Source organism: Candidatus Paralachnospira sp. LCP21S3_A2 (genome assembly GCF_052118925.1).
Taxonomy (GTDB): domain Bacteria; phylum Bacillota; class Clostridia; order Lachnospirales; family Lachnospiraceae; genus Lientehia.
Genome location: NZ_JBQKGG010000020.1, coordinates 1 through 21427 on the forward strand (window position 1 = coordinate 1; position 21427 = coordinate 21427).

The window sequence follows — 21427 nt, forward strand, 5'->3', positions numbered from 1 at the left end:
CCATTTAGCCATAGACATAAGCCGGACCGTGACAGGCTGTCACTGGACGGCGGCAGACTGTTACCGGACGGCGACGGCTGCCCGGCAGACGGTCTATGGCCTGACGGTGACTGACATCTCTCTGGCAGGCAATACCGGCCTGCCTTTCCCTACACGATGGACAGAACGCCCATTTAGCCATAGACATAAGCCGGACCGTGACTGGCTGTCACTGGACGGCGACGGCTGCCCGGCAGACGGTCTATGGCCTGACGGTGACAGATCGTGGCTGGACAGTGGCACCCTGTAAAAATGATAAAGCCCGCTTCCAGGCGAATCAGTCTACCAGGAAGCGGGCTTATCATTTTTATAGCTTACAGCTTACTTATTTACGTGTTCTTCCGTTGATGATCATATCGAGCATTACGGTGCCGATGATGATCAGACCACGGATGATGGACTGCCAGTTTGCATTGATACCGATCATATTGATACCGTTGTAGATGAAACCGATGATGAAGATACCGATCAGTACACCGGGCATGGTTGCAATACCACCTGCGAAGGAAGTACCACCGATAACGGAGGCTGCTACAGCATCAGTCTCGTAACCTACACCGAGGTTGGACTGACCGGAACCGGTCTTAGCTGCCATGATAACAGCTGCGATACCAGCCAGGAAGCCGGAAAGGGTGTGTACGATGATACGGATCCTTACTTCGTTTACACCAGATGCAACAGCTGCATTTGCGTTTCCGCCGACAGCCAGGATGTAACGGCCAAGCTTGGTCCAGTGGAACATGATATACATCAGAACAAATACAACCAGCAGTGCCCAGATCGGATAACCGATTCCAAGGAACTTGCCATAGTACAGGTTCTTTACGCCCTGACCGAAGGTGATTGCCTTACCGCCGGAGATAACCTGTGCAGCACCACGGATAACCAGCTGCATGGACAGAGTTACTACGAAGGGGAACATGTTAAACTTTGCAATAAAGAAACCGTTGATGAAACCGAACAGGGTAGCGACTGCAACACCAACCAGAATACCTGCTGCGATCGGCCAGCCATGGTTTGTAATGGTCTGACCCATGATAACGCCTACCAGTGCAAGCTGAGCGCCTACTGTCAGGTCGATACCGCCGATGGTAATACATAAGCACATACCGAATGCCATCATACCGTTGATGGAGATCTGTGTGATTACGTTGATCAGGTTGGATCCGCTTAAGAATCTCGGGTTGTAGATTTCAATGGCGATGATCATGATTACCATGATCACACTGACACCATACTTACCCATGAATGAACGCCATGTCTCGCGCTCCAATCCTAAAATCTTTCCTTCTTTTTTCTGAGCCATTTTTTATTTCCTCCTACTTTCCACCAAATTCTTTTGAAAGGATAACTTCCTGAGTTGCTGCTCCGCTAGTGATTTCCTCGCGGCTGATCTCGCCATTTAACTTGCCCTCATGATATACGAGAAGTCTGTCGCTCATGCCCATAACCTCGGGAAGCTCGGAGGAGATCATGATGATTGCCATGCCCTTGGCTGCAAACTGGCACATCAGCGTATGGATCTCAGACTTTGCGCCGACATCTACGCCTCGGGTAGGCTCATCAAGGATCAGGACCTTGGGATTTGCCATTGCCCATTTTGCAATAACAACCTTCTGCTGGTTACCGCCGGAAAGAGAATATGCGTCATGTTCAATGCTTCCGCATTTAACCGTCAGGAGCTTCGCCATCTCCTCACATTCTTTCTTTTCTCTCTTCTGGTTTAACAGAATTCCTTTCTGCTTTTCAGGCAGGTTCGGAAGGGAAATATTCTCACGGATGGAACGGAACAGACAGAGACCGTAGTTCTTTCTGTCCTCATTTACCATACATACGCCCTTCTTGATGGCGTCTCTCGGATTTTTGATCGTAATTTCCTCGCCATTGAGCCACATTTTTCCGCGCTCCAGCTTGTCCAGGCCGAAAATTGCTCTCATGGTCTCGCTTCGTCCGGAACCAACCAGACCGGTCAGACCAAGGATTTCTCCTGCATGTACCTCAAAGCTGATGTCCTCAAAGCCCTTACCGGTCAGACCCTCAGCCTTGAATACCACATCACCGATCTCACAGTCTACCTTGGGGAATACATTGTTTACCTTACGGCCTACCATCATGGAGATCAGCTCATCTCTTGTTACGCCGTCCATGGAACGTGCGCCTACGTATGTACCATCTCGAAATACCGCTACGCTGTCACAGATCTCGAAGATCTCGTCCATACGATGGGAAATATAGATGATCGCAACACCCTTGGACTTCAGATCACGGATGGTGCGGAACAGATGCTCTGTTTCTTCGCTGTCCAGGGAAGAGGTCGGCTCATCCATGATAATCATTCTGGCATTACAGGAAACTGCCTTGATGATCTCCACCATCTGCATCTGTGCCAGAGAAAGCTTTCCCATAACGGTCGTTGCCGGATAGGGGAATTCAAACTGATCCAGGATCTTCTGTGCCTTTTCGTTTGTCTTTTTCTTGTTCAGGATAATGCCATTGGTATCCTCACGGTTTAAGAAGATACTCTCTGCAATGGTCAGATGCGGCTCCGGGTTTAACTCCTGATGGATCATGGAGATACCTGCTTTCATCGCATCGACCGGTCCCTTTGCGGAATAAGGCTTTCCTTCAAAGGTCATTGTTCCGGCGTCGGGCTGATGAAGACCGATTACCGCTTTCATCAGAGTTGACTTACCGGCGCCATTTTCGCCCAGCAGTGCAAGAACTTCGCCTTTCTTGACATGGAGCTGGACATCTGCCAACGCCTGAGTACCACCGAATGCTTTGTAAATGCCTTCACATTCAAAGATGTACTCGTCTTTGTTTTTCATGTTTTCTCCCAACTTTTCTCACCTCTATGCTTTCTTTTCAGGCGGACATTACTGTCTGCGCCCCATCAATGTTACTCGCTGCAAAACGTCCTTGCTGGCCTCGTAAGTATCCTTATAAAGCTGATAATACTCTTCATAAGCCCTGTGGCGTGCTTCATCGGGTTCAACGATCAGATCCTTGTATTTCACAACGGCCTGACAGCCCTCCTCGATATTCCGGTAGATACCGGCGCCGACACCGGCTGCAATGGCAGATCCAAGCCCTGCCTGCTCCTCTGTGTCCGCCACCTTAAGCGGTATTCCGAAAATGTCAGCCTGAATCTGCAGCCAGGGAGCACTTCTGGCGCCTCCGCCGGAGGCTACCATGCTTTTCGCCCGAAGTCCCAGGTTTCCACAGACTTCAATGCACTGGTTCAGCGCAAAGGCAACGCCCTCCATCACAGCTCTTGACATCTCGGCACGTCCCGTATTCAGGTTTACCCCAAGGAACATTCCGCTCAGATTGGGATTGACATGAGGTGTCCGTTCTCCATTGAGGTATGGAAGGAAAACAACACCGCCGCTTCCCGGTTTCACTTTTGCAACTTGTTCATTTATCAGGTTATAATCAGTCTTTTCAAAAAGGCTGTTAAACCACTTAAAGGAAAGTCCCGCGTTCATGATGGCACCCATGGTGATCCATCTCCCCTTCTTATAACCGCAGAACGTGTTGGTGGATAATGCCGGATTCAAGATCGGCACATCACTCTGGAAGGAAACCTGGCCGCTCGTCCCGATGTTGGAGGATGCTCCTCCGACCTCGGTGATCCCGTTTCCGATTCCCTGCATCACCTGGTCACCGCCGCCGGCTGAAACCACAGTTGTCGTGGCAAGTCCGGTTTCTCTGGATGCCGCTTCACAGACCGTTCCGGCTGCTTCCGCAGTTCCGTAGCACTTCGGGAAAAAGTCCATGGAAACCTTTACCGCTTCCAGGATCTCTTTCGACCAGCAGTTATTCCTGATATCATAGGCAAGCGTTGCCGAGGCGTCCGAATAATCGGAGGATACCTCGCCTGTCATCCGGAATTTCAGATAATCCTTCGGCAGGAACGCATATTTTACTCTCGCATAATTTTCCGGCTCATTGTCTCTTACCCACATAAGCGACGGAAGAAGAAACCCGGTATAAACAGGGTTCATGATCAGCTCCCGCACCTTGTCCATGCCAAGGGCGTCCTTGATCTGTTCCACCTGGGCCGCCGAACGTGCATCACAGTGCAGAATGGCCGGACGGATCACCCGGTAATCCTTGTCCAAAAGCACGGCTCCGTGCATCTGTCCCGAAAAGCTGACACCCTTTACTTCGGATGCCGGTTTTCCAAGCGCCGCCAGGGTATCCCTGACGGTCTCACAGCATGCCTGCCACCATTCTCCGGGATCATGCTCTGCATAACCGCCATGGGGAGAAGCAAACTGATATGCTCTGGCGCTCTGTGCCATCACCGTTCCGTTTTCATCAATGATGATGGTCTTCAGGCTTGAGGTTCCAAGATCAATTCCCATCAGATAAGCCATGACTGTCTCCTCGCTTCCTTTTTTCTTTCTTATTTAAAACAGGTATGAACACCCGATACGAAGGTATCTCCGAGTCCAATCGTATACTTGGGATGCTCCAGATATCTGGACGGTACTAAAACAGCCTGCTTCTTTAAAGGCAGCTGCTCCAGTCTGTCATGGAATGCAAGCCCGGTAGGACTTAAGGACAGCGACAGACTTTCCCGGCATTCCTCCTGAGTTCCATATTTTCCGATCCGCGCTCTTGTGCCGGACATCAGATTTCCCATAGTCAGGCCCTTTTCGATATCGGTATTCTTTAATTCCTCTCCGTAGTACATGGAGTAATCCTTCGTATGGAGAACCACGCCCTTTATTCCGTAACGCTCCATCATGGAATCCAGACCCTCGATCACGGAATCCAGACTGGAAACATCGGTCATTACGCCGTATTTCTCATTCTGGGCCACCAGCTCCTCTTCATTGGTTCCGATGATATTGGCATAAGGAGCCAGACGTTTGAAGAGCATTTCCTTGACCTCGGGATTCATGTAGTAAGCGCCCTCCAGATAGAAAATAAAATCCGGGTTTGCCCTCCGCATGGTTTCAAAATGTGCACACAGCTGATCCAGACGCTCCTCCATGATCTTTGTATCGATCACAGCATCAAAGCCAGATGCCAGATAGGAGGCAATCTTGTCAGTATGAGTGTTCCAGTAATCAAAGAAGCACTGATCGATCGGTGTGATCTTATGGATCTTATCGTAAAACAGGATCAGACGATTGGAAACCGGAATCGGATATTCCTCTCCGCCGATCACAATCTTATCATCCTTTGTAAACTGCAGGATCATGTGATAAACCGGAGCCTCCTGCGAAGCACCTTCCATAATGGGAACCAGCTTATCGCCCTTTACTACCTGCATGTCAGCCACATTCATCATCTCACAGACTTCTTTGCATTTGTCTGTAAGCTGCACCACCATGGGAAATCCCAATGCGGCAAGAGCCGCAGCGCCCTGTGCACAGGTTCCGCCAAGAGCCGGCTCCGATGCGAAATGGCTCTTGAGATACTCGCATACCTCTACACTAGTGATATCAAAATTGGCACCAATCCCCTTCATCAGGCAGTAGCTGCTGATCCGGGCGAAATCCTCCATATTGTCAATGGTGTCACCGGGCTGTGCCTTCGGTTCCTCCTTTAAAAACTCCTTCAGGATCTCATTATAAACATTTACATCCCACTTCAGCACCACATCATAATTACTGGTGTAGCCAAATACATGACGACGTCCGGTCTCTCTGCAGTATGCAATATCCGCCGGAATCTCGTTGAGATAGGTTTCATACTTATCCTGATATGCCATTTTTTCACCTTTTCCTTATATTTTATATGGTTCCGAGCTGTCTCCGAAGCGGCCTGCGTTTCGTCGGTTCAGAGCAGCTATAATTTATATTCTGCAAGCAGCATCTCCAGACGGTCGGAATCGGTATTTCCCCGCTCTGCATTTGCCACAAAATAAAGCAGTGCATCGATCACTGCCATGGCATAGACATGAGAGATCGCTCCGAATTCACTGTAAAGCGGATCCGCTATCGGAATGCTCAGGGTATAATCTGCGATCTGAGAAACCGGGCTCCTGGATACGCCTGTAATCGCAATGCACTTCATACCCTTGTCCTTTCCCAGCTCCAGTGCCTGGATCACCTGTCTGGAGCTTCCGGAATGGGAGATCGCCACGATCACATCCCGCTTCGTTCCGAGGCTGATATTACTCAGAAAATATTCCGGCACAAAGGCACTGCTGGTCCGGATTCCCAGTCTTCCGAGACGGAAACCCAGGTCAATAGCAACAGGACTCGTGTTTCCGACTGCCACTGCATGAACCATATCGCTCTCCCGCAGCAGCTTTGCACAGGTCAGAACCACATTCATATCCAGCTTATCTGCCGTTGAAAGAAGATTTCTCGCAATTCCCTGAAGGATCGCCTTCGCTGTATCAGGATTATCCTCGCCGCGATAGCCCACAAGCTGATGCTGCCCCAGATCTCTCGCCAGATTTATCTTCATCTGGTAGAACCCCTGGTAGCCAAGATGCTTGCACATACGAATCACCGTCGCATCGCTGACTCCCGAAAGCTCAGCCAGCTCCGACACATTGGCCGACACGGTTTTTTCCGGATGTGCCAGGATATAATCTGCCACTTTTTTTTCAGCAGAAAACATCTGCTGATAATTGTCTTTAATTGTATCAATGACAAGTTCCTGACCCATAAGCTCCCCCAGCCAGACGGCGTCTCCTTTCGCCCTATTGAACAATTTCATTAAATTTCTAATAACGATTATAGGATAATTGCACAGCTTTGTCAATGAGATATGAAAGCAAAATCCCTTGCCCGTGAAATTTATTTTAATATTTTTATGCTTTTTTCTGGGCTTTCGTACTTTATTACCAAATATTGCTGATTTTTTTAGGTGTTTTCACTACCGTCGTGAAATGGAATTTCATGGAGCTTTCCTGTTTCACAACTCTGCCAATCCCCCCTTTCTTTGGCAGTTTTCTCCACTAATATCAGATAATTCCAGGAGATTTTCTGTCACTTTTCACAGAACTAACAAAAAAGGCTATATCAAACTCGTCAAAAGAGCCTGATACAGCCTGTTTTTTGTTTAATATTGACACAACGATTCACATCCCGCTCGATTCGACTCTGAATCGTTGCAGTTTACAGAGCTTTGATCCGGTCGATAGCCCGTACCGTGTTTTCGTAAGTACCGAATGCCGTCAGCCGGAAGTAGCCTTCACCGCTGGGACCGAAGCCGGAGCCAGGAGTTCCAACCACATTTGCATTTTCCAGCAGATAGTCAAAAAATTCCCACGAAGTCATGGCTCCGGGAGTCTTTAACCAGATATAAGGCGCATTTACACCACCGGAAACGCTGTAGCCTGCGCTCTTCAGCCCTTCATAAATCACCCTTGCATTGTTCATGTAATAAGCAACCTGTTCCTTCAGCTGCTTCCTGCCTTCCTCAGAGTAAACAGCCTCACCTGCACGCTGTACGATGTAGGGTGCACCGTTGTACTTTGTCCCGTGACGTCTCGCCCAGAGCGCATGAAGCTGAGTTTCTCCGCTCTTCAGCTCCTTCGGGATTACGGTGTAGCCCAGACGGACTCCGGTAAAGCCGGCATTCTTGGAAAAGCTCTTAAGCTCAATGGCACAGGTTCTTGCTCCTTCGCATTCATAGATGGTATGAGGTACATTCTCCTCGGAAATATATGCTTCGTAGGCTGCATCATAGATGATCACAGCCCCCACCTTATTGGCATAATCCACCCATACCTGAAGCTGATCCTTCGTGATGGTCGCACCGGTGGGGTTATTGGGGAAACACAGATAGATCACATCCGGTGTTTCTCCGGGGAGCTCCGGTGAAAAACCATTTTCTGCGGTACAGGGCATATAGATCACATTGCTCCAGATTCCCGTTGCCGGATCATACGTTCCGGTCCGGCCGGCCATTACGTTGCTGTCCACATAAACCGGGTAAACCGGATCGCAGACTGCGATCTTGCTGTCGGCGCTGAAGATTTCCTGAATATTGCTGGAATCCCCCTTTGCTCCGTCACTGACAAAGATCTCATCTGCTGCAATATCACAGCCTCTTGCCTTATAATCGCCCTCGGCAATGGCATTTCTCAGAAACTCATAGCCAAGATCCGGTGCATAGCCATGGAATGTTTCAGCTGCGCCCATTTCATCAACTGCCTTATGAAGCGCGTCAATGATCACTGGTGCCAGAGGCTGAGTCACATCACCGATGCTGAGGCGGATCACTTCTTTATCGGGGTGGGCCGCACAGTACTCTCTCTGTTTTCTTGCTACTGTGGAAAACAGATAGCTTCCCGGCAGTTTCAAATAATTCTCATTTACCTTAAACATGTCTCTCTCCTCCGTTTGCTGTGCAGTCCATCCGCACACTGTTTTTATCTTAGCCGGGTTCCTTATAAAAAGTCAAGTCCTCCGGCTGAAATTCTCCCGAAAAAACGGTTTTTGCTGTCCCCGTCAGATACATGGAAGCGTTCCGTTTCGGCCACCAGACCTCCAGCGTGCCGCCGGGCAGCCGTACCGTTACCTGACGCCGGCTTCTTCCCAGTGTCATGACCGCTGCTGCCGCTGCGCAGGCGCCGGTCCCGCAGGCAAGGGTTTCTCCGGAGCCCCGTTCCCAGACCCGCATATTCAGGCCGCCATTCTCTGTAAGCCAGACAAACTCCACGTTGGTTCCTCCCGGAAACCGTCCATGATGCTCCAGCCGGTATCCTGTCTCCCGGATATAGCGGTCTGTCTCTGTGCTTCCCGGCAATGCACCCGCCAGCTTCTGTTTTGTAAAAGCTGTTTCTTCTATATGATGATGGTGCAGATTTTCTTCCATAAACAATACTGCATGGGGATTTCCGATCTGTACCGTCACAAACCGCACAGTCCCACCCGGCAGTTCCAGCTCTTCCTCCCTTCCCACCGACGGGATCCCCATCTGTACCCGGACATTCTCCACCTTTTCTCCCTTTACCAGGCAGTATACTGTCCGGATCCCGCTGTCTGTTTCCACCGACAGACAGGTTTTTCTTTTTATCCCCGTTTCATACACATATTTTGCCACGCACCGGATCCCGTTGCCGCACATGGCACCTCTGGATCCGTCCCCATTGTAGATTTCCATACGGCAGTCTGCACAGTCTGACGGTCCGATCAGAATCAGTCCGTCACTGCCGATGCCGTAATGCCGGTCGCTCACTGCTCTTGCAAGCCGTTCCGGCTCCCGTATGGTTTCCTCAAAACAGTTTACATATACATAGTCATTTCCCAGTGCCTGCATTTTTGTAAACTGCAATCCATACCACCTTTCTGTCCGTTACCCTCCGGATTTCCTATCACGATCCCTGTTCCAGGCTACTGCTTCATGATATGAATAACCATCTGCGCTGTTTCTACCATGTTGGTCGCACTGTCCATGCTGGTCTTCTGGATATAACGGTGAGCTTCTGCCTCAGTCATATTGTTTCGTTCCATGAGGATCCTCTTGGCCTCCTCGATTATGGCCTGATCTTCGCTTCCCCGTTTTTTTACCTGGTTCCGCAGTTTTCGGCGCCGCCGGTTCTGCGCTTCCTCAAGCATGCTCAGGGTGTCGATCAGATCATGAAGCTTTAACGGCATGCTGACACAGACCAGATTATCTGCCGTACATTCTCCCCAGTACTGCTGGGAAGCTACCAGAAGCATCTGAAAGCCCTCCGGGAGATACCCGTTAAGCTCTGCATAACGCATATCCGCGTACCGATAACCGCAGACCACAATGCCGTCGTTCAGCTCCTCCATACTGGTTAATGCCTGGGCGCCGGTGGTACAGACAGCTATGACCTGGAAACCATTCCGCACCAGAAGATTCCGAATTGCCTTCGCATCCTCCTGTTTCGGAAAAACCACAATGATGTTTGCCACGCTGTCACCTCCAAGCTGTACAATGGGTCATTGGTATCAATACCGATTGAGATATTTCTGAATCTCCCATTCCGTCACCTGCTTGCGGTACGTATTCCACTCCTTCCGCTTCTCCCTGATGTACTGAGCCGTGACCTCCTTCCCCATCATCTCGCAGATAAAAGGATCTGCTTCCAGAGCATTTATCGCCTCACACATATTTCTCGGAAGCCGCTCAACCTCCAGCGTCCGTCTGCGTTCGTCCGTCCATGCGGATACATTCACATCTACGCTTGGGCCAAGCTCCATCCTTTCTTCCATTCCCTGAAGGCCGGCTGCCAGGCAGGCAGCAAAGGCCAGATAGGGATTCGCCGTAGGGTCCGGGGAACGAAGCTCGATCTTCGCATGAGTGTCCTGAACAGAAGGGATCCGGAGAAGCGCCAGGGGTGTCTCCGCCGACCAGGTCGCATAAACCGGTGCTTCAAAACCGGGAACCAGACGCTTATAGGAATTGACAAGCGGATTGGTCAGCGCTGTGATCGCACCAATATGCTTTAAGATCCCGGCAATAAAATACCTTGCCTCCTTGCTGATCTTATACTGCTTTGTCTCATCATAAAAAACGTTTCTTCCATTCTGATCCCAGAGAGACATGTTGATATGCATCCCGGACCCGTCCACATCTGATTTCGGTTTCGGCATAAATGTGGCATGAAGTCCGTGACGCTTGGCGATAGATTTCACCGTCATCTTAAAGGTCAGAAGATTATCGGCCGTTGTCAGGGCATCACTGTACTTGAAATCCACCTCATGCTGACCGGGTGCTTTCTCATGAAAGGAAGATTTTACTTCAAAGCCCATCTCCTCCAGATTCAGGATAATATCCCTCCGCACATTCTCTGCGAAATCCACCGGCCCCACATCGAAATAGCCCGCATGCTCATGCGTCACAGTCGTCGGCATTCCGCCGTCATCAATATGGAACAAAAAGAACTCACACTCCGGCTCAACCTTGAACACATACCCCAGGTTCCTTGCTTTTTCCATAACCTGCTTCAGGATCCTTCTCGTATCAGCTGCATAAGGCGTCCCGTCCGCGTTGTAGACATCGCAGATCAGACGGGCTACCTTCCCCTGCTGAGGTCTCCAGGGAAAAATCTCAAACGTATCCAGATCCGGCCGCAGGTACAGATCCGTCCGAGCCAGCTCTCCGTAACGGCTGACTGAAACGCCGTCAAAGCTGCACTCATTGTTCAGGGCCCGTTCTAACTGGCTGACGGTAATGGCCATGTTCTTTAACACACCAAAAATATCCGGAAACTGGAGCCGGACAAATTCCACGTCCTCCTCCTGTGCATGACGGATAATGTCTTCCTTGGTATATCTGTTTTCACTCATATGCGTTTACTCCTTCTTTTAGACCGAGTTTTTTGCCAAAAACGCAAAAGGGACGCCTCCCCATAAAAAGAAACGCCCTCGTTCTTTTTTTAGAATAGCAGGGCGTTTCTGATTTGTCAACATTTAAAATAATTGCACATATTTTTCCAGAAATTCAAAAAATTCATCCATCTGCTCATCCGTTCCGATGGTGATACGCAGATACTGGTCGATTCTGGGCGCATGGAAGTACCGGACATAGATATTCTGTTCCTTCAGAGCCTCAAATAGTCTCCCGGCGTCCATCCCCTGTTTTGTAGCAAAAATAAAGTTGGCGCTTGGCTCCGGATAGGTAAAGCCCAGAGCAGTGAGCCGCTCCTTCGTCCGTTCCCTGGTGGCCTTGATCCTTCTGATAGTCTCCTGGAAATAAGCCTCGTCCTTTACTGCTTCCACACCAAGGCGCAGTGCCGTCTGGCTCATGGTATAGGAATTAAACGAATATTTCACATCGTTCAGCGCCTTGATCAGCGTTCTGCTTCCCATAGCATAACCGATCCGCATGCCTGCCATGGAACGGGATTTGGAAAAGGTCTGAACCACCAGAAGATTTTCATACTTCTCCAGCAGCGGAAGCGCCGACTGACCTCCGAAATCAATATAGGCCTCGTCTACGATCACAATTACATCCTGGTTGTGGGCGATAATATCCTCCACCTCATCCAGTCCCAGGAAAAGAGAGGTCGGTGCATTGGGATTCGGAAAGATCACACCGCCATTTTCCTTATAATAATCCTCCTTCCGGATTCGAAAGCTTTCGTCCAGCGCCGGGCGCTCATACGGAATCCGATACAGATCCGCCCATACACTGTAAAACGAATAACTGATGTCCGGAAACAGGATCGGCTTTTTCGAATTGAAAAAGGTCAAAAATGCCATGGCCAGCACATCATCTGAGCCAACGCCCACAAAAACCTGATCAGGCGAAAGTCCATAGCGCTCCGCCAGTGCCTCCACCAGCGTTGCCGCGGTCGGGTCCGGATAGAGCCGCAGGCAGTCCGTGTCAAACCCATGGGCCGCCGCCGTGACACCGGGAGCCGGTGCATAAGGGTTTTCATTGGTATTCAGTTTGATCATTTTTGCCTTTTTCGGCTGCTCGCCGGGTACATAAGGCTCAACCCGTCTGATGTTTTCTTCCCAGGCTTTCATCTGTGTTCTCCTATTCATTCTCATGTTTCCGAATCAGCTTCCAGATTCCTGCTGCCGCCAGACACCCGATCAGCGCTCCGGCTCCATCCACGCAGACGTCCAAAACCTCACAGGAACGCCCCGGCACAAACCACTGATGAAGCTCATCCGTAGCCGCATAGCAGACTGCCATGCTCCAGGCTGCCAGCAGAATCTTCCGGTCTGTCCAGACTTCCGCTTTTTTATCGGACTTCTCTCCGGCTCGGTTCATGTCAGCCGCCTCTTTCTGGATGCAATTCCTGTATGGCACGCCAAAGCGGCAGGCACAGGTACCGCTGTAAAGTACTCCCAGGACTGCATACTCCGTCATGTGCGCACCTTTCCGCACCAGCCACTCCGGAAGATGAAAAAGCTGTGCCAGCGGCAGGCTCATGGCTCCCGACTGCCCGGCATCGCGGCTGGAAAACCAGAAGATCATGCCCATAAACAGCAGGGATAATACCAGAAATACCCAGCTTAACATCCGATATTTTTCCGTTTGTTTATCTGACTTCATGTCCTTTTTCCCGGATCACAGCAAGTACCTCATTTACATACTGCTCGCAGAGTTCATCGGTTCTCGCTTCCACCATGACACGGATCACCGGCTCAGTACCGCTCTCCCGTACCAGGATCCGTCCGTCGGCCCCAAGGGCTTTTGATACACGCTCCACAGCTGCCTGCACATCCTGATCGGCTCTTGCTTCCGGTTTGCTCTTTACCCGGATATTTTTCAACAGCTGGGGATAGATATCCACCGGAGCTGTCAGCTTTCCGAGGGATTCCTTCTTTTCCAGCATGACCTCCATCAGCTTTAAGGAGGTCAGGATTCCGTCGCCGGTAGACGCATATTTGCTGAAAATAATATGGCCGGACTGCTCTCCACCGAGGCAATGACCATTTGCCGACATATTTTCATAGACGAACCGATCGCCGACACCGGTTTTTTCATAGACAATTCCAGCCTCATCAAACGCCTTGTACAGCCCGATGTTGGACATGATCGTTGTCACCACGGTATGATTGTCAAGCTCGCCCTGTTCATTCAGATACCGGCCACAGACATAGAGGATCAGATCACCGTTTACCACGTTTCCGTTTTCATCCACTGCGATACAGCGGTCCGCATCTCCATCATAGGCAAAGCCCACATCCAGCCTGTTTTCTTTCACATATTTCTGAAGCACCTCAATATGAGTGGAGCCGCAGTTCGTATTGATGTTGGTTCCATCGGGCTCATGGTTGATCACATAGGTCTCTGCCCCCAGGGTATCAAACACATTCTTTGCAATGGAAAAGGCACTGCCGTTGGAGCAGTCCAGTCCCACCCGCATATGCCTGAAGGAGCGTTTTGCCAAAGAGATCAGATAAGCCACATAGCGGTTTCTTCCCTGTGTATGATCAAACACTTTTCCGATCTTTTCACCGACTGCAAAAGGGATCTCTCCACTCTCACCATCCAGATAGGCCTCGATCTTCTCCGTCACTGAATCATCCAGCTTCTCACCTTTTCCGTTTAAGACCTTGATTCCGTTATCATAAAACGGATTATGGCTGGCAGAAATCATGATTCCGCAGTCAAAGCCCTCCGTCCGTGCCACATAAGACACACTGGGGGTCGTTGTCACATGCAGCAGGTACACATCCGCACCGGACGCCGTCAAGCCTGCGGTAAGGGCATTCTCAAACATATAACCGCTGCGTCTCGTATCCTTTCCAATGACGATCCGCGCCTGTTTCTGTCCCTGCTCTCCATAATACCAACCCAGGAACCGTCCCACCCGGTAAGCATGCTCAACCGTCAGCACCTTGTTGGCTTCTCCGCGGAAACCGTCTGTTCCAAAATATTTTCCCATGATTTTCTCCATAAAAGGACCGCAGCGCATGGATCTGCGGCGGTCCTTCTCCTTACATTACATAATTGTATTCTCCGCGTCACAAAATGGTTTCCCAGAAAGCTGATATTACTCCGCTTTTTTTCCCAGAATCACCAAATAACGGGAAAGAGCATCCTGCCATGCAGGCAGACGCACAAAACCGTTGGCTTCCAGCTTGTCCTTGGACATCCGGCTGTTCTTCGGCCGCTTTGCGGCAGCAGGAAACATTCCGGCATAAGTCTCGCTGTCAACCGGCGTTACCTTTACATCCATACCCGCCTGCTTAAAAATCTCGCAGGCGAACTCATACCAGCTGCAAAGGCCCTCATTGGTCGCATGATACCGGCCATACTTGTCAGTCTGAATCATATCCACCAGCAGTCTGGACAGATCATAGGTGTAGGTCGGAGATCCAACCTGATCATCAACGACGCTGACTGCACCGTTCTGCTCACCGATCCGAAGCATGGTCTTGATAAAGTTCTTTCCGTTAACGCCAAATACCCAGGCGATACGGACTGTAAAGAACTTCTCCACATACTTCTCAATTGCCAGCTCACCTGCATACTTTGCTTCCCCGTAGGCGTTCAGAGGGTGACGCTCATCATCCGGCTCCCAGGGTCTTGTTCCCTGACCGTCAAACACATAGTCCGTGCTGATATACATCATCTTGATTCCAAGCTCGCCGCAGACTTTCGCGATATTCTCGGTTCCTCCGCCGTTGATCTTCATGCAGAGTTCCTTTTTTTCTTCCGCTCCGTCCACGTTTGTAAACGCTGCACAGTGGATCACCGCATCCGCTTTGGACTCTGTGATCACCCGGCGGACTGTTTCCGCATCGGTGATGTCCATCTCTTCCACATCAACGCCGATGCCTTCGATATTTCTCTTTGCCAGTTCATCCATGATATCATGGCCCAGCTGACCCTTGGCGCCTGTTACCAATACCTTCATAAACAATTCCTCTGTCTTATTTAGTCATGGAGACGGTTTCCGTACATTTTTTCAAAGTAATTGCTGTACTCACCGCTCAAAATATGCTTCCACCAATCCTGATTGTCCAGATACCACTGGATTGTCATAGCGATTCCGGTATCAAAGTTATACTGCGGCTTCCATCCAAGCTCTGTCTCGATCTTCGTCGGGTCGATGGCATAGCGGCGGTCATGGCCGGGACGGTCAGTTACATACTGGATCAGGCTTTCCGGCTTGTCCAGTGCCTTTAAGATCGTCTTTACAACCTCCAGGTTGGTTCTCTCGTTGTGGCCGCCGATATTGTAGATCTCGCCCACCGTACCCTTCCGGATGATCAGATCGATCGCGGAGCAGTGGTCGGAAACATGGAGCCAGTCACGGACATTCTCGCCCTTTCCGTATACCGGCAGGCTTTCATCTGCCAGGGCACGGCTGATCATCAGAGGGATCAGCTTCTCCGGGAAATGATACGGTCCGTAGTTGTTGGAGCAGCGGGATACCGTAACCGGCAGACCGAAGGTTCTGTAATATGCAAGAACAAACAGATCCGCACTGGCCTTACTTGCAGAGTAAGGGCTGGATGTATGGATCGGAGTTGTCTCCGTAAAGAACAGATCCGGGCGGTCCAGAGGAAGATCTCCGTATACCTCATCGGTAGATACCTGATGATAACGCTTTACACCAAACTGTCTGGATGCATCCAGCAGGGTCTGAGTCCCCAGCACGTTGGTCTGTACAAAGATCCCGGGATTTGTGATAGAACGGTCTACATGGCTCTCCGCTGCAAAGTTTACAACCACATCGAACTGCTCTTTCTCGAACAGATCCATAATAAACGGACGATCTGCGATATCACCGTGGACAAACTTGTAGTTGGGCTTGTTTTCCACCGGCTTTAAGGTCTCCAGATTTCCCGCATACGTTAAAAGATCCAGGTTGACGATCATATCCTCCGGATACTTGTTTACCATGTAATGAACAAAGTTTCCACCGATAAAACCGGCGCCTCCAGTTACCAGAATTTTCATATTCTTATTTTCCTCACTTTATTATTCCATCAGATTTTCATCTGGGTTAATCAAACTTCTTATCAATATATTTACCGTCCAGAACATCCTTCAGATATGCTCCGTACTGGTTCTTCTTCAGAAGCTCATACGCTTCCGTCAGCTCTTCCCTGCTGATCCAGCCATGAAGATATGCAATCTCCTCCAGGCAGGCGATCTTCCGGTGCTGATGGGTCTCTACAGTTTTTACGAAATTGGTCGCATCAACCAGAGACTCATGCGTTCCTGTATCCAGCCAGGTAAAGCCCTGTCCAAGAAGCGTTACTTCCAGTTCTCCATTCTCCAGATAGATCTTATTCAGATCAGTGATCTCCAGCTCGCCGCGGGCAGAGGGCTTTAAGTTCTTTGCATACTCTACCACACGGTTATCATAGAAATACAGTCCGGTCACACAGTAGTTTGACTTGGGATGGGCCGGCTTTTCCTCCAGGGAGATTGCCTTTCCCTCCTCATCAAATTCCACGATACCAAACCGCTCCGGATCATCTACATAGTAGCCGAATACTGTTGCTCCGGTTTCCTTGGCCGCAGCCTTCTTTAAGCGCTTTGCCAGTCCGTGACCGTGGAAGATATTATCGCCGAGCACCATGGCAACGGAATCATCTCCGATAAAATCCTCTCCGATAATGAACGCCTGTGCCAGTCCGTCGGGGCTGGGCTGAACCGCATAGGAAAGCTCGATTCCGAACTGATGTCCGTCTCCCAGAAGCGCTTCAAACCGGGGAGTATCATCCGGCGTGGAGATGATCAGAATCTCCCGGATCCCGGCGTTCATCAGCACCGAGAGGGGATAATAGATCATCGGTTTATCATAAATCGGAAGTAACTGCTTCGATGTTACCTTGGTCAGAGGATAAAGTCGGGTTCCGCTTCCTCCTGCAAGAATAATTCCTTTCATAACAACCTCCTGCTATCCGTTCTTTTATCTGTAGAAGTTTACATACTTATTAAATAATATAGCACAACGCCGGATGATTTGCAATGCCCGAATCTTTTTCGCCAAAGCCTGGTTATGAACCCGAATCTTTTTCGCCGGAGCCTGGCCTTCCCTCTTACTTTGCCTTTACTTTTTCCTCCCTCACTGCTATGATGGATGCAGAAACAGTTCTGATATAAAGGAGGTTCTGATATGCAGAAAAAGCCCGTGAAAAAAGCGGTAATCCCTGCCGCCGGTCTCGGTACGCGGTTTCTTCCCGCCACAAAAGCAATCCCGAAGGAAATGCTGCCCATTGTTGATATCCCCACCGTTCAGTATATTGTGGAAGAGGCTGTCCAGAGCGGCATTGAGGAGATCCTGATCATCACAAACTCCAACAAGCACTGCATGGAAAACCATTTTGATAAAAACTACGAACTGGAAGCAAGGCTTCTGGAATCCAACAAGCAGGCCGAAGCCGAGATGATCGACCGGATTGCCAACCTGGCTAACATCTACTATGTACGCCAGAAGGAGCCAAAGGGACTGGGACATGCCATTCTCTGCGCCAAATCCTTTATCGGAAACGATCCCTTCGCCGTTCTTCTGGGTGATGATGTGGTCATCAATGAAGGGGGCGAACCGGCTTTGAGGCAGCTCATCAACGCTTATAATAAGATCGGAGCATCCATTGTCGGCGTTCAGCAGGTGGCTGAAAGCCAGGTTCATAAATATGGAATCGTTGCCCCCTCCGTCCATCAGCTCACCGATGATCCAAGACTGCGGAAGCTTTACGATATGGTAGAAAAGCCGGATTTGAAGGATGCTCCCAGCAATCTGGCTGTTCTTGGCCGCTATGTGCTGAAGCCGGAAATCTTCGATTATCTGGAGACCCAGGGCACCGGAGCCGGAGGCGAGATCCAGCTGACAGATGCCATCAAGCGTCTCATGTATACGCAGGCTGTCTACGCCTATGACTTCGAGGGACACCGCTATGATGTGGGCGATAAATTCGGTTTTATCCAGGCAACCCTGGATTTTGCACTGAAACGCGAAGACCTGCGCGAGCCGGTCACAGCCTATATTAAGGAGCTGGCCGAAACCCTGTAATTTCATTTCCCGGCGGCTGTCTGGGACAGCTGCCCTTTTTATCAGAAAGGGCAATTTATGATTTATCTATTTCTTGCGGCGCTGATCTTCTGTATCGATGAAGCCTTTAAAAACAGGATTGAAAAAAAGCCGGGCTCGGAGTTTCCGGCCTCGTTAAAGCATGGGATCTGCCTGGAAAAGCATCATAATTACGGCTTCTCATTAAACAAGAACGACGATAAGCCCTGGCTGGTGCAGCTCATCTCCGTTCTGGTCATGATCCCGCTGACCATCTGGGCCGCCTGGCTGTTTTTCACCAGGGGCGGAAAAAAGGGCGGCATATTCACCAGACTTATGGGAAAGCTGGGCGCTTCGTTCCTGCTGGGCGGTGCAGCCTCCAATCTTTATGACCGGCTGAACCGCGGTTATGTGGTAGATTATATCCGTTTTCCAAACTGCCGCATAAAAAAAATCCGCCATATCATTTTCAATATCGCGGATTTCTTTCTCTTTATGGGAGCTGCTCTGTCCGTACTGTACGGACTGTTGCAGGATTAGCTTCTTCTAGATAATGTATTTCTCCTGCCTGTACTTATTCATCATTTCTTTAAAAATCTCTCCGTTGGTGGGCGGCGTATACGTGATGGCATTGGCTCCGGCATCAATGGTACGCAGGATGCTGTCCTCGTTGTTTCCTCCGGTGGCAATGATCGGAACCTCCGGAAACTCCCGGCGGATTCTGGCTACAATCTCCGGAGTCTTGTCAGCTCCGGATACATTCAGGATCGATGCACCGCTCTCCAGACGCTTTCCAATATCAGTCTTCTCGGAAACTACAGTAATGACGATCGGTACCTCGACCTTCTTTCTCATATATTCCAGCGTTTCATTCGGCGTCGGCGCATTGACTACCACGCCATGTGCCCCCTGGAACTCAGCATCCTCTGCCAGATTTGTCACCCGTTTTCCCGTTGTGGTTCCGCCGCCGACTCCACACAGGACCGGAAGATCTGACGCCGTGATCAGCGCATGGGTGATGATCGGCTGAGGTGTAAACGGATAAACTGCCATAACCGCGTTGGCATTGCAGTTTCGGATAATCGCAATATCCGTGGTAAACACCAGCGACTTGATCAGCTTTCCGAAGATACGGATTCCACTGGCTTCTTCGATCACCTCCGGCAGCAGCACCATATGTTTTCTTAAATGACCCTCAATTACCGGTACGAACTTTTCATTTCCCATAAACATTCTCCTTATCGTCTGCACTTCAGCCAGATTCCCGTTCTGAACTGCTTCATGTCTGCTTCGCAGAAATTTTCCACGAAATCAGAAAGTTACGGTTTCAAATATGTGAAAAACATCCAGTGCACCATACCCCGTAAACAGGTTGGGATAGGACGCTTTTTCATTTCTTCTTGCTCCGCGGATCATCAGACTTTTGACCTCCCATGTCCGCATTCCCGGTTCATTTCCCCGGACAATTCCCCATTCCAGAAGAAGAGCGGCAGCTCCCGCCCCAATGGCCGCGGCGGCACTGGTTCCGGTCATGGTTCCGAACTGCCCGTCCGGATAAACGCCAGATATCATAACCCCCGGTGCTATAAGATCCGGCTTCACTCTTCCATTTCTTGTATAACCACGACCGGAATGAAGATACAGACTCTTCCGCCTGTGATCATAAGCTCCGAATGTAACAGGTCCGTCCGCAGTGGATGGCATGGTAATTGTCACCTCCGGATCCGGCCTTAAAAACACAGTCTCCTCTTCACAGAAGCCTTCGATCGGCAGCCAGATATGAAATCCCTGCCCGACTGTCTGTTCCCCGTAAACCGCTAGCGTCCAGATTCCCGGCGTCGGCTTTTCCATCCGGACCCGAACCACACTGCTGCCGGAATCCCGCTCGATCAGCTCATCCTCCACATAAAGGATAGTTCCTTCCATCAGGTAACGGAACACGCTGGTTTCCCGAAGCTGCGGATAGATCCGCCCGGTGCTTTCTCCCAGTGGTGACAAGATCTGAAGACTGTAGCTTTCCGGCGCATCCGCCCAGAGCTCCATGGTGATTCCACGCTCTCCGGCAGGGATCCGAAGCTCCACATACTCCGTTTCTGCGGTTCCGCCTCCATAATAATGATGGCCGCGGCCTGTTTCATTTCCTGCAGCCACAACCACAGCTGTCCCCAGACGCCCGCAAACCTGAGTAAGCTGCTGTTCCAGCGGTCCTGTCTGGGTATGGCCGCCATAACTGGTTCCAAGTCCCACCAGGATCACCAGCGGCAGTCCCAGCTGCCCGCTGACCTCTACCAGATAACGGACTGCTGTCATAAGATCTGTTTCTTCGTAAGCGGTCGCGTTTTCCTTAATAAAGTAATAATCCTGCAGGTACTGCTTTGCTTCTTTTAACTTCACTACTGCCAGATAAGCCTCCGGCGCTGCCCCGGAAAAATCCTGCTCCGGAACTGGTCTGCCGGCTGCCAGAGAAGCCAGAAAGGTTCCATGTCCGTGCTCATCCCGTTCCGGAACCGGTATGTCGGCTGTTCCGGAAAGGCTCTCCTGTATTTCCCTGTCCGTATACTCAGTGCCATAAAAAAATCCCTCCGGACTCTGTCCGGTCTGATCCGTCTGATCCCAGATCCGTAAGATCCTGGTCCGTCCCGCCTGATCCAGAAACACCGGATTCCGATAATCAATCCCGGTATCCAGAAATCCGATAAGGACACCGCTTCCGCGAAGCCCCAGCGCCGGCTGCAGCTGTGCCCGGCTGATCCCGGCTGCTCCCATTGCAGTCTCATCCATAAGGCCATAAAGCCTGGGTGTCTGTGGATAAGAAAAGGAATCTGCTGTCAAGCGTGATCTGGGAAGCTGCAGCACTGCCCGGTTCTCTGATACTCTTGTCATGCAGGCCTGATCCAGAACGGCCTCCCGTTCAAACCGGTCCACAGAAACAATTAAATCTGCATATTCTTCGGAAAGTATCTGCATTCTGCAGCGCTCCGCCTGTTCCTCCGGCATCCGAAGCCC

General features: G+C 50.4%; 20 protein-coding genes. 3 read left to right on the forward strand and 17 right to left on the reverse strand.

What is annotated here, in order from left to right; translation table 11 throughout:
• Positions 1 to 289: hypothetical protein (locus tag ACTQ3K_RS11440; protein WP_441568021.1), on the forward strand; the 289-nt coding region annotated here is incomplete at its 5' end.
• A gap of 75 nt (positions 290 to 364) precedes the next feature.
• On the opposite strand, the gene ACTQ3K_RS11445 is transcribed toward ACTQ3K_RS11440, so the two are convergent.
• The 15 genes from ACTQ3K_RS11445 to rfbA all read right to left on the reverse strand — a co-directional run bounded on the left by ACTQ3K_RS11445 (position 365) and on the right by rfbA (position 17296).
• Positions 365 to 1345 (reverse strand): ABC transporter permease, encoded by a 981-nt coding sequence (locus tag ACTQ3K_RS11445; protein ID WP_441568020.1) that lies wholly within the window; start codon positions 1343 to 1345, stop codon positions 365 to 367.
• 13 nt (positions 1346 to 1358) lie between these two features.
• Complete coding sequence (locus ACTQ3K_RS11450) at positions 1359 to 2867, reverse strand: sugar ABC transporter ATP-binding protein (protein WP_441568019.1); 1509 nt, start codon at positions 2865 to 2867, stop codon at positions 1359 to 1361.
• Positions 2868 to 2915: 48 nt separating this feature from the next.
• Positions 2916 to 4421: a xylulokinase gene (gene xylB / locus ACTQ3K_RS11455; RefSeq protein ID WP_441568018.1), complete on the reverse strand. Its 1506-nt coding sequence runs from the start codon at positions 4419 to 4421 to the stop codon at positions 2916 to 2918.
• Positions 4422 to 4450: 29 nt separating this feature from the next.
• The gene (locus ACTQ3K_RS11460; RefSeq protein ID WP_441568017.1) at positions 4451 to 5767 is read right to left on the reverse strand and encodes an ADP-dependent glucokinase/phosphofructokinase; all 1317 of its coding nucleotides are present in this window, start codon (positions 5765 to 5767) and stop codon (positions 4451 to 4453) included.
• Positions 5768 to 5844: 77 nt separating this feature from the next.
• Positions 5845 to 6675: a MurR/RpiR family transcriptional regulator gene (locus ACTQ3K_RS11465; RefSeq protein ID WP_441568016.1), complete on the reverse strand. Its 831-nt coding sequence runs from the start codon at positions 6673 to 6675 to the stop codon at positions 5845 to 5847.
• A gap of 452 nt (positions 6676 to 7127) precedes the next feature.
• Positions 7128 to 8342, reverse strand: coding sequence for an LL-diaminopimelate aminotransferase (locus ACTQ3K_RS11470; RefSeq protein WP_441568015.1), 1215 nt, complete (start codon positions 8340 to 8342; stop codon positions 7128 to 7130).
• Between the two features lie 49 nt (positions 8343 to 8391).
• Positions 8392 to 9291: a diaminopimelate epimerase gene (gene dapF, locus ACTQ3K_RS11475; RefSeq protein WP_441568014.1), complete on the reverse strand. Its 900-nt coding sequence runs from the start codon at positions 9289 to 9291 to the stop codon at positions 8392 to 8394.
• Between the two features lie 59 nt (positions 9292 to 9350).
• Positions 9351 to 9899 carry an ANTAR domain-containing response regulator gene (locus ACTQ3K_RS11480; RefSeq protein ID WP_441568013.1) on the reverse strand — a complete coding sequence of 183 codons (549 nt, stop codon included), beginning with the start codon at positions 9897 to 9899 and terminating at the stop codon, positions 9351 to 9353.
• 36 nt (positions 9900 to 9935) lie between these two features.
• Positions 9936 to 11276, reverse strand: coding sequence for a type I glutamate--ammonia ligase (gene glnA / locus ACTQ3K_RS11485; protein WP_441568012.1), 1341 nt, complete (start codon positions 11274 to 11276; stop codon positions 9936 to 9938).
• Between the two features lie 123 nt (positions 11277 to 11399).
• Complete coding sequence (hisC, locus tag ACTQ3K_RS11490) at positions 11400 to 12461, reverse strand: histidinol-phosphate transaminase (protein WP_441568011.1); 1062 nt, start codon at positions 12459 to 12461, stop codon at positions 11400 to 11402.
• Positions 12462 to 12471: 10 nt separating this feature from the next.
• Positions 12472 to 12996, reverse strand: a complete 525-nt coding sequence (locus ACTQ3K_RS11495; RefSeq protein WP_441568010.1) for a VanZ family protein — start codon at positions 12994 to 12996, stop codon at positions 12472 to 12474.
• On the reverse strand, positions 12983 to 14335 hold the full coding sequence (gene glmM / locus ACTQ3K_RS11500; RefSeq protein WP_441568009.1) for a phosphoglucosamine mutase: 1353 nt from the start codon (positions 14333 to 14335) through the stop codon (positions 12983 to 12985). Before glmM ends, ACTQ3K_RS11495 begins: the two co-directional genes overlap by 14 nt.
• A 108-nt stretch (positions 14336 to 14443) precedes the next feature.
• Positions 14444 to 15310, reverse strand: coding sequence for a dTDP-4-dehydrorhamnose reductase (gene rfbD / locus ACTQ3K_RS11505; RefSeq protein ID WP_441568008.1), 867 nt, complete (start codon positions 15308 to 15310; stop codon positions 14444 to 14446).
• 20 nt (positions 15311 to 15330) lie between these two features.
• Positions 15331 to 16359 carry a dTDP-glucose 4,6-dehydratase gene (rfbB, locus tag ACTQ3K_RS11510; protein WP_441568007.1) on the reverse strand — a complete coding sequence of 343 codons (1029 nt, stop codon included), beginning with the start codon at positions 16357 to 16359 and terminating at the stop codon, positions 15331 to 15333.
• Between the two features lie 46 nt (positions 16360 to 16405).
• The gene (rfbA, locus tag ACTQ3K_RS11515; RefSeq protein WP_441568006.1) at positions 16406 to 17296 is read right to left on the reverse strand and encodes a glucose-1-phosphate thymidylyltransferase RfbA; all 891 of its coding nucleotides are present in this window, start codon (positions 17294 to 17296) and stop codon (positions 16406 to 16408) included.
• 231 nt (positions 17297 to 17527) lie between these two features.
• Between rfbA and galU the strand changes: the two genes are divergently transcribed.
• On the forward strand, positions 17528 to 18424 hold the full coding sequence (gene galU / locus ACTQ3K_RS11520; RefSeq protein WP_441568005.1) for a UTP--glucose-1-phosphate uridylyltransferase GalU: 897 nt from the start codon (positions 17528 to 17530) through the stop codon (positions 18422 to 18424).
• Positions 18425 to 18481: 57 nt separating this feature from the next.
• A complete protein-coding gene (locus ACTQ3K_RS11525; RefSeq protein ID WP_441568004.1) occupies positions 18482 to 18961 on the forward strand; it encodes a signal peptidase II in 480 nt (159 codons plus the stop codon).
• A gap of 6 nt (positions 18962 to 18967) precedes the next feature.
• On the opposite strand, the gene ACTQ3K_RS11530 is transcribed toward ACTQ3K_RS11525, so the two are convergent.
• Together ACTQ3K_RS11530 and ACTQ3K_RS11535 are read right to left on the reverse strand one after the other, a co-directional pair.
• Entirely contained in the window at positions 18968 to 19648 is a 681-nt protein-coding gene (locus ACTQ3K_RS11530) for a hydrolase (protein WP_441568003.1), read from the reverse strand.
• An 84-nt stretch (positions 19649 to 19732) separates the two neighbouring features.
• On the reverse strand, positions 19733 to 21418 hold the full coding sequence (locus tag ACTQ3K_RS11535; RefSeq protein ID WP_441568002.1) for a S8 family peptidase: 1686 nt from the start codon (positions 21416 to 21418) through the stop codon (positions 19733 to 19735).
• Positions 21419 to 21427: the final 9 nt, after the last annotated feature.

What these genes read in the sequence shown, in the direction of transcription:
- ACTQ3K_RS11445 (WP_441568020.1), bottom strand. Translation starts at nt 1,345, where the DNA reads ATGGCTCAGAAAAAAGAAGGAAAGATTTTAGGATTGGAGCGCGAGACA.
- ACTQ3K_RS11450 (WP_441568019.1), bottom strand. Translation starts at nt 2,867, where the DNA reads ATGAAAAACAAAGACGAGTACATCTTTGAATGTGAAGGCATTTACAAA.
- xylB (WP_441568018.1), bottom strand. Translation starts at nt 4,421, where the DNA reads ATGGCTTATCTGATGGGAATTGATCTTGGAACCTCAAGCCTGAAGACC.
- ACTQ3K_RS11460 (WP_441568017.1), bottom strand. Translation starts at nt 5,767, where the DNA reads ATGGCATATCAGGATAAGTATGAAACCTATCTCAACGAGATTCCGGCG.
- ACTQ3K_RS11465 (WP_441568016.1), bottom strand. Translation starts at nt 6,675, where the DNA reads ATGGGTCAGGAACTTGTCATTGATACAATTAAAGACAATTATCAGCAG.
- ACTQ3K_RS11470 (WP_441568015.1), bottom strand. Translation starts at nt 8,342, where the DNA reads ATGTTTAAGGTAAATGAGAATTATTTGAAACTGCCGGGAAGCTATCTG.
- glnA (WP_441568012.1), bottom strand. Translation starts at nt 11,276, where the DNA reads ATGAGTGAAAACAGATATACCAAGGAAGACATTATCCGTCATGCACAG.
- hisC (WP_441568011.1), bottom strand. Translation starts at nt 12,461, where the DNA reads ATGAAAGCCTGGGAAGAAAACATCAGACGGGTTGAGCCTTATGTACCC.
- ACTQ3K_RS11495 (WP_441568010.1), bottom strand. Translation starts at nt 12,996, where the DNA reads ATGAAGTCAGATAAACAAACGGAAAAATATCGGATGTTAAGCTGGGTA.
- glmM (WP_441568009.1), bottom strand. Translation starts at nt 14,335, where the DNA reads ATGGGAAAATATTTTGGAACAGACGGTTTCCGCGGAGAAGCCAACAAG.
- rfbD (WP_441568008.1), bottom strand. Translation starts at nt 15,310, where the DNA reads ATGAAGGTATTGGTAACAGGCGCCAAGGGTCAGCTGGGCCATGATATC.
- rfbB (WP_441568007.1), bottom strand. Translation starts at nt 16,359, where the DNA reads ATGAAAATTCTGGTAACTGGAGGCGCCGGTTTTATCGGTGGAAACTTT.
- rfbA (WP_441568006.1), bottom strand. Translation starts at nt 17,296, where the DNA reads ATGAAAGGAATTATTCTTGCAGGAGGAAGCGGAACCCGACTTTATCCT.
- galU (WP_441568005.1), top strand. Translation starts at nt 17,528, where the DNA reads ATGCAGAAAAAGCCCGTGAAAAAAGCGGTAATCCCTGCCGCCGGTCTC.
- ACTQ3K_RS11525 (WP_441568004.1), top strand. Translation starts at nt 18,482, where the DNA reads ATGATTTATCTATTTCTTGCGGCGCTGATCTTCTGTATCGATGAAGCC.
- ACTQ3K_RS11530 (WP_441568003.1), bottom strand. Translation starts at nt 19,648, where the DNA reads ATGGGAAATGAAAAGTTCGTACCGGTAATTGAGGGTCATTTAAGAAAA.
- ACTQ3K_RS11535 (WP_441568002.1), bottom strand. Translation starts at nt 21,418, where the DNA reads ATGCCGGAGGAACAGGCGGAGCGCTGCAGAATGCAGATACTTTCCGAA.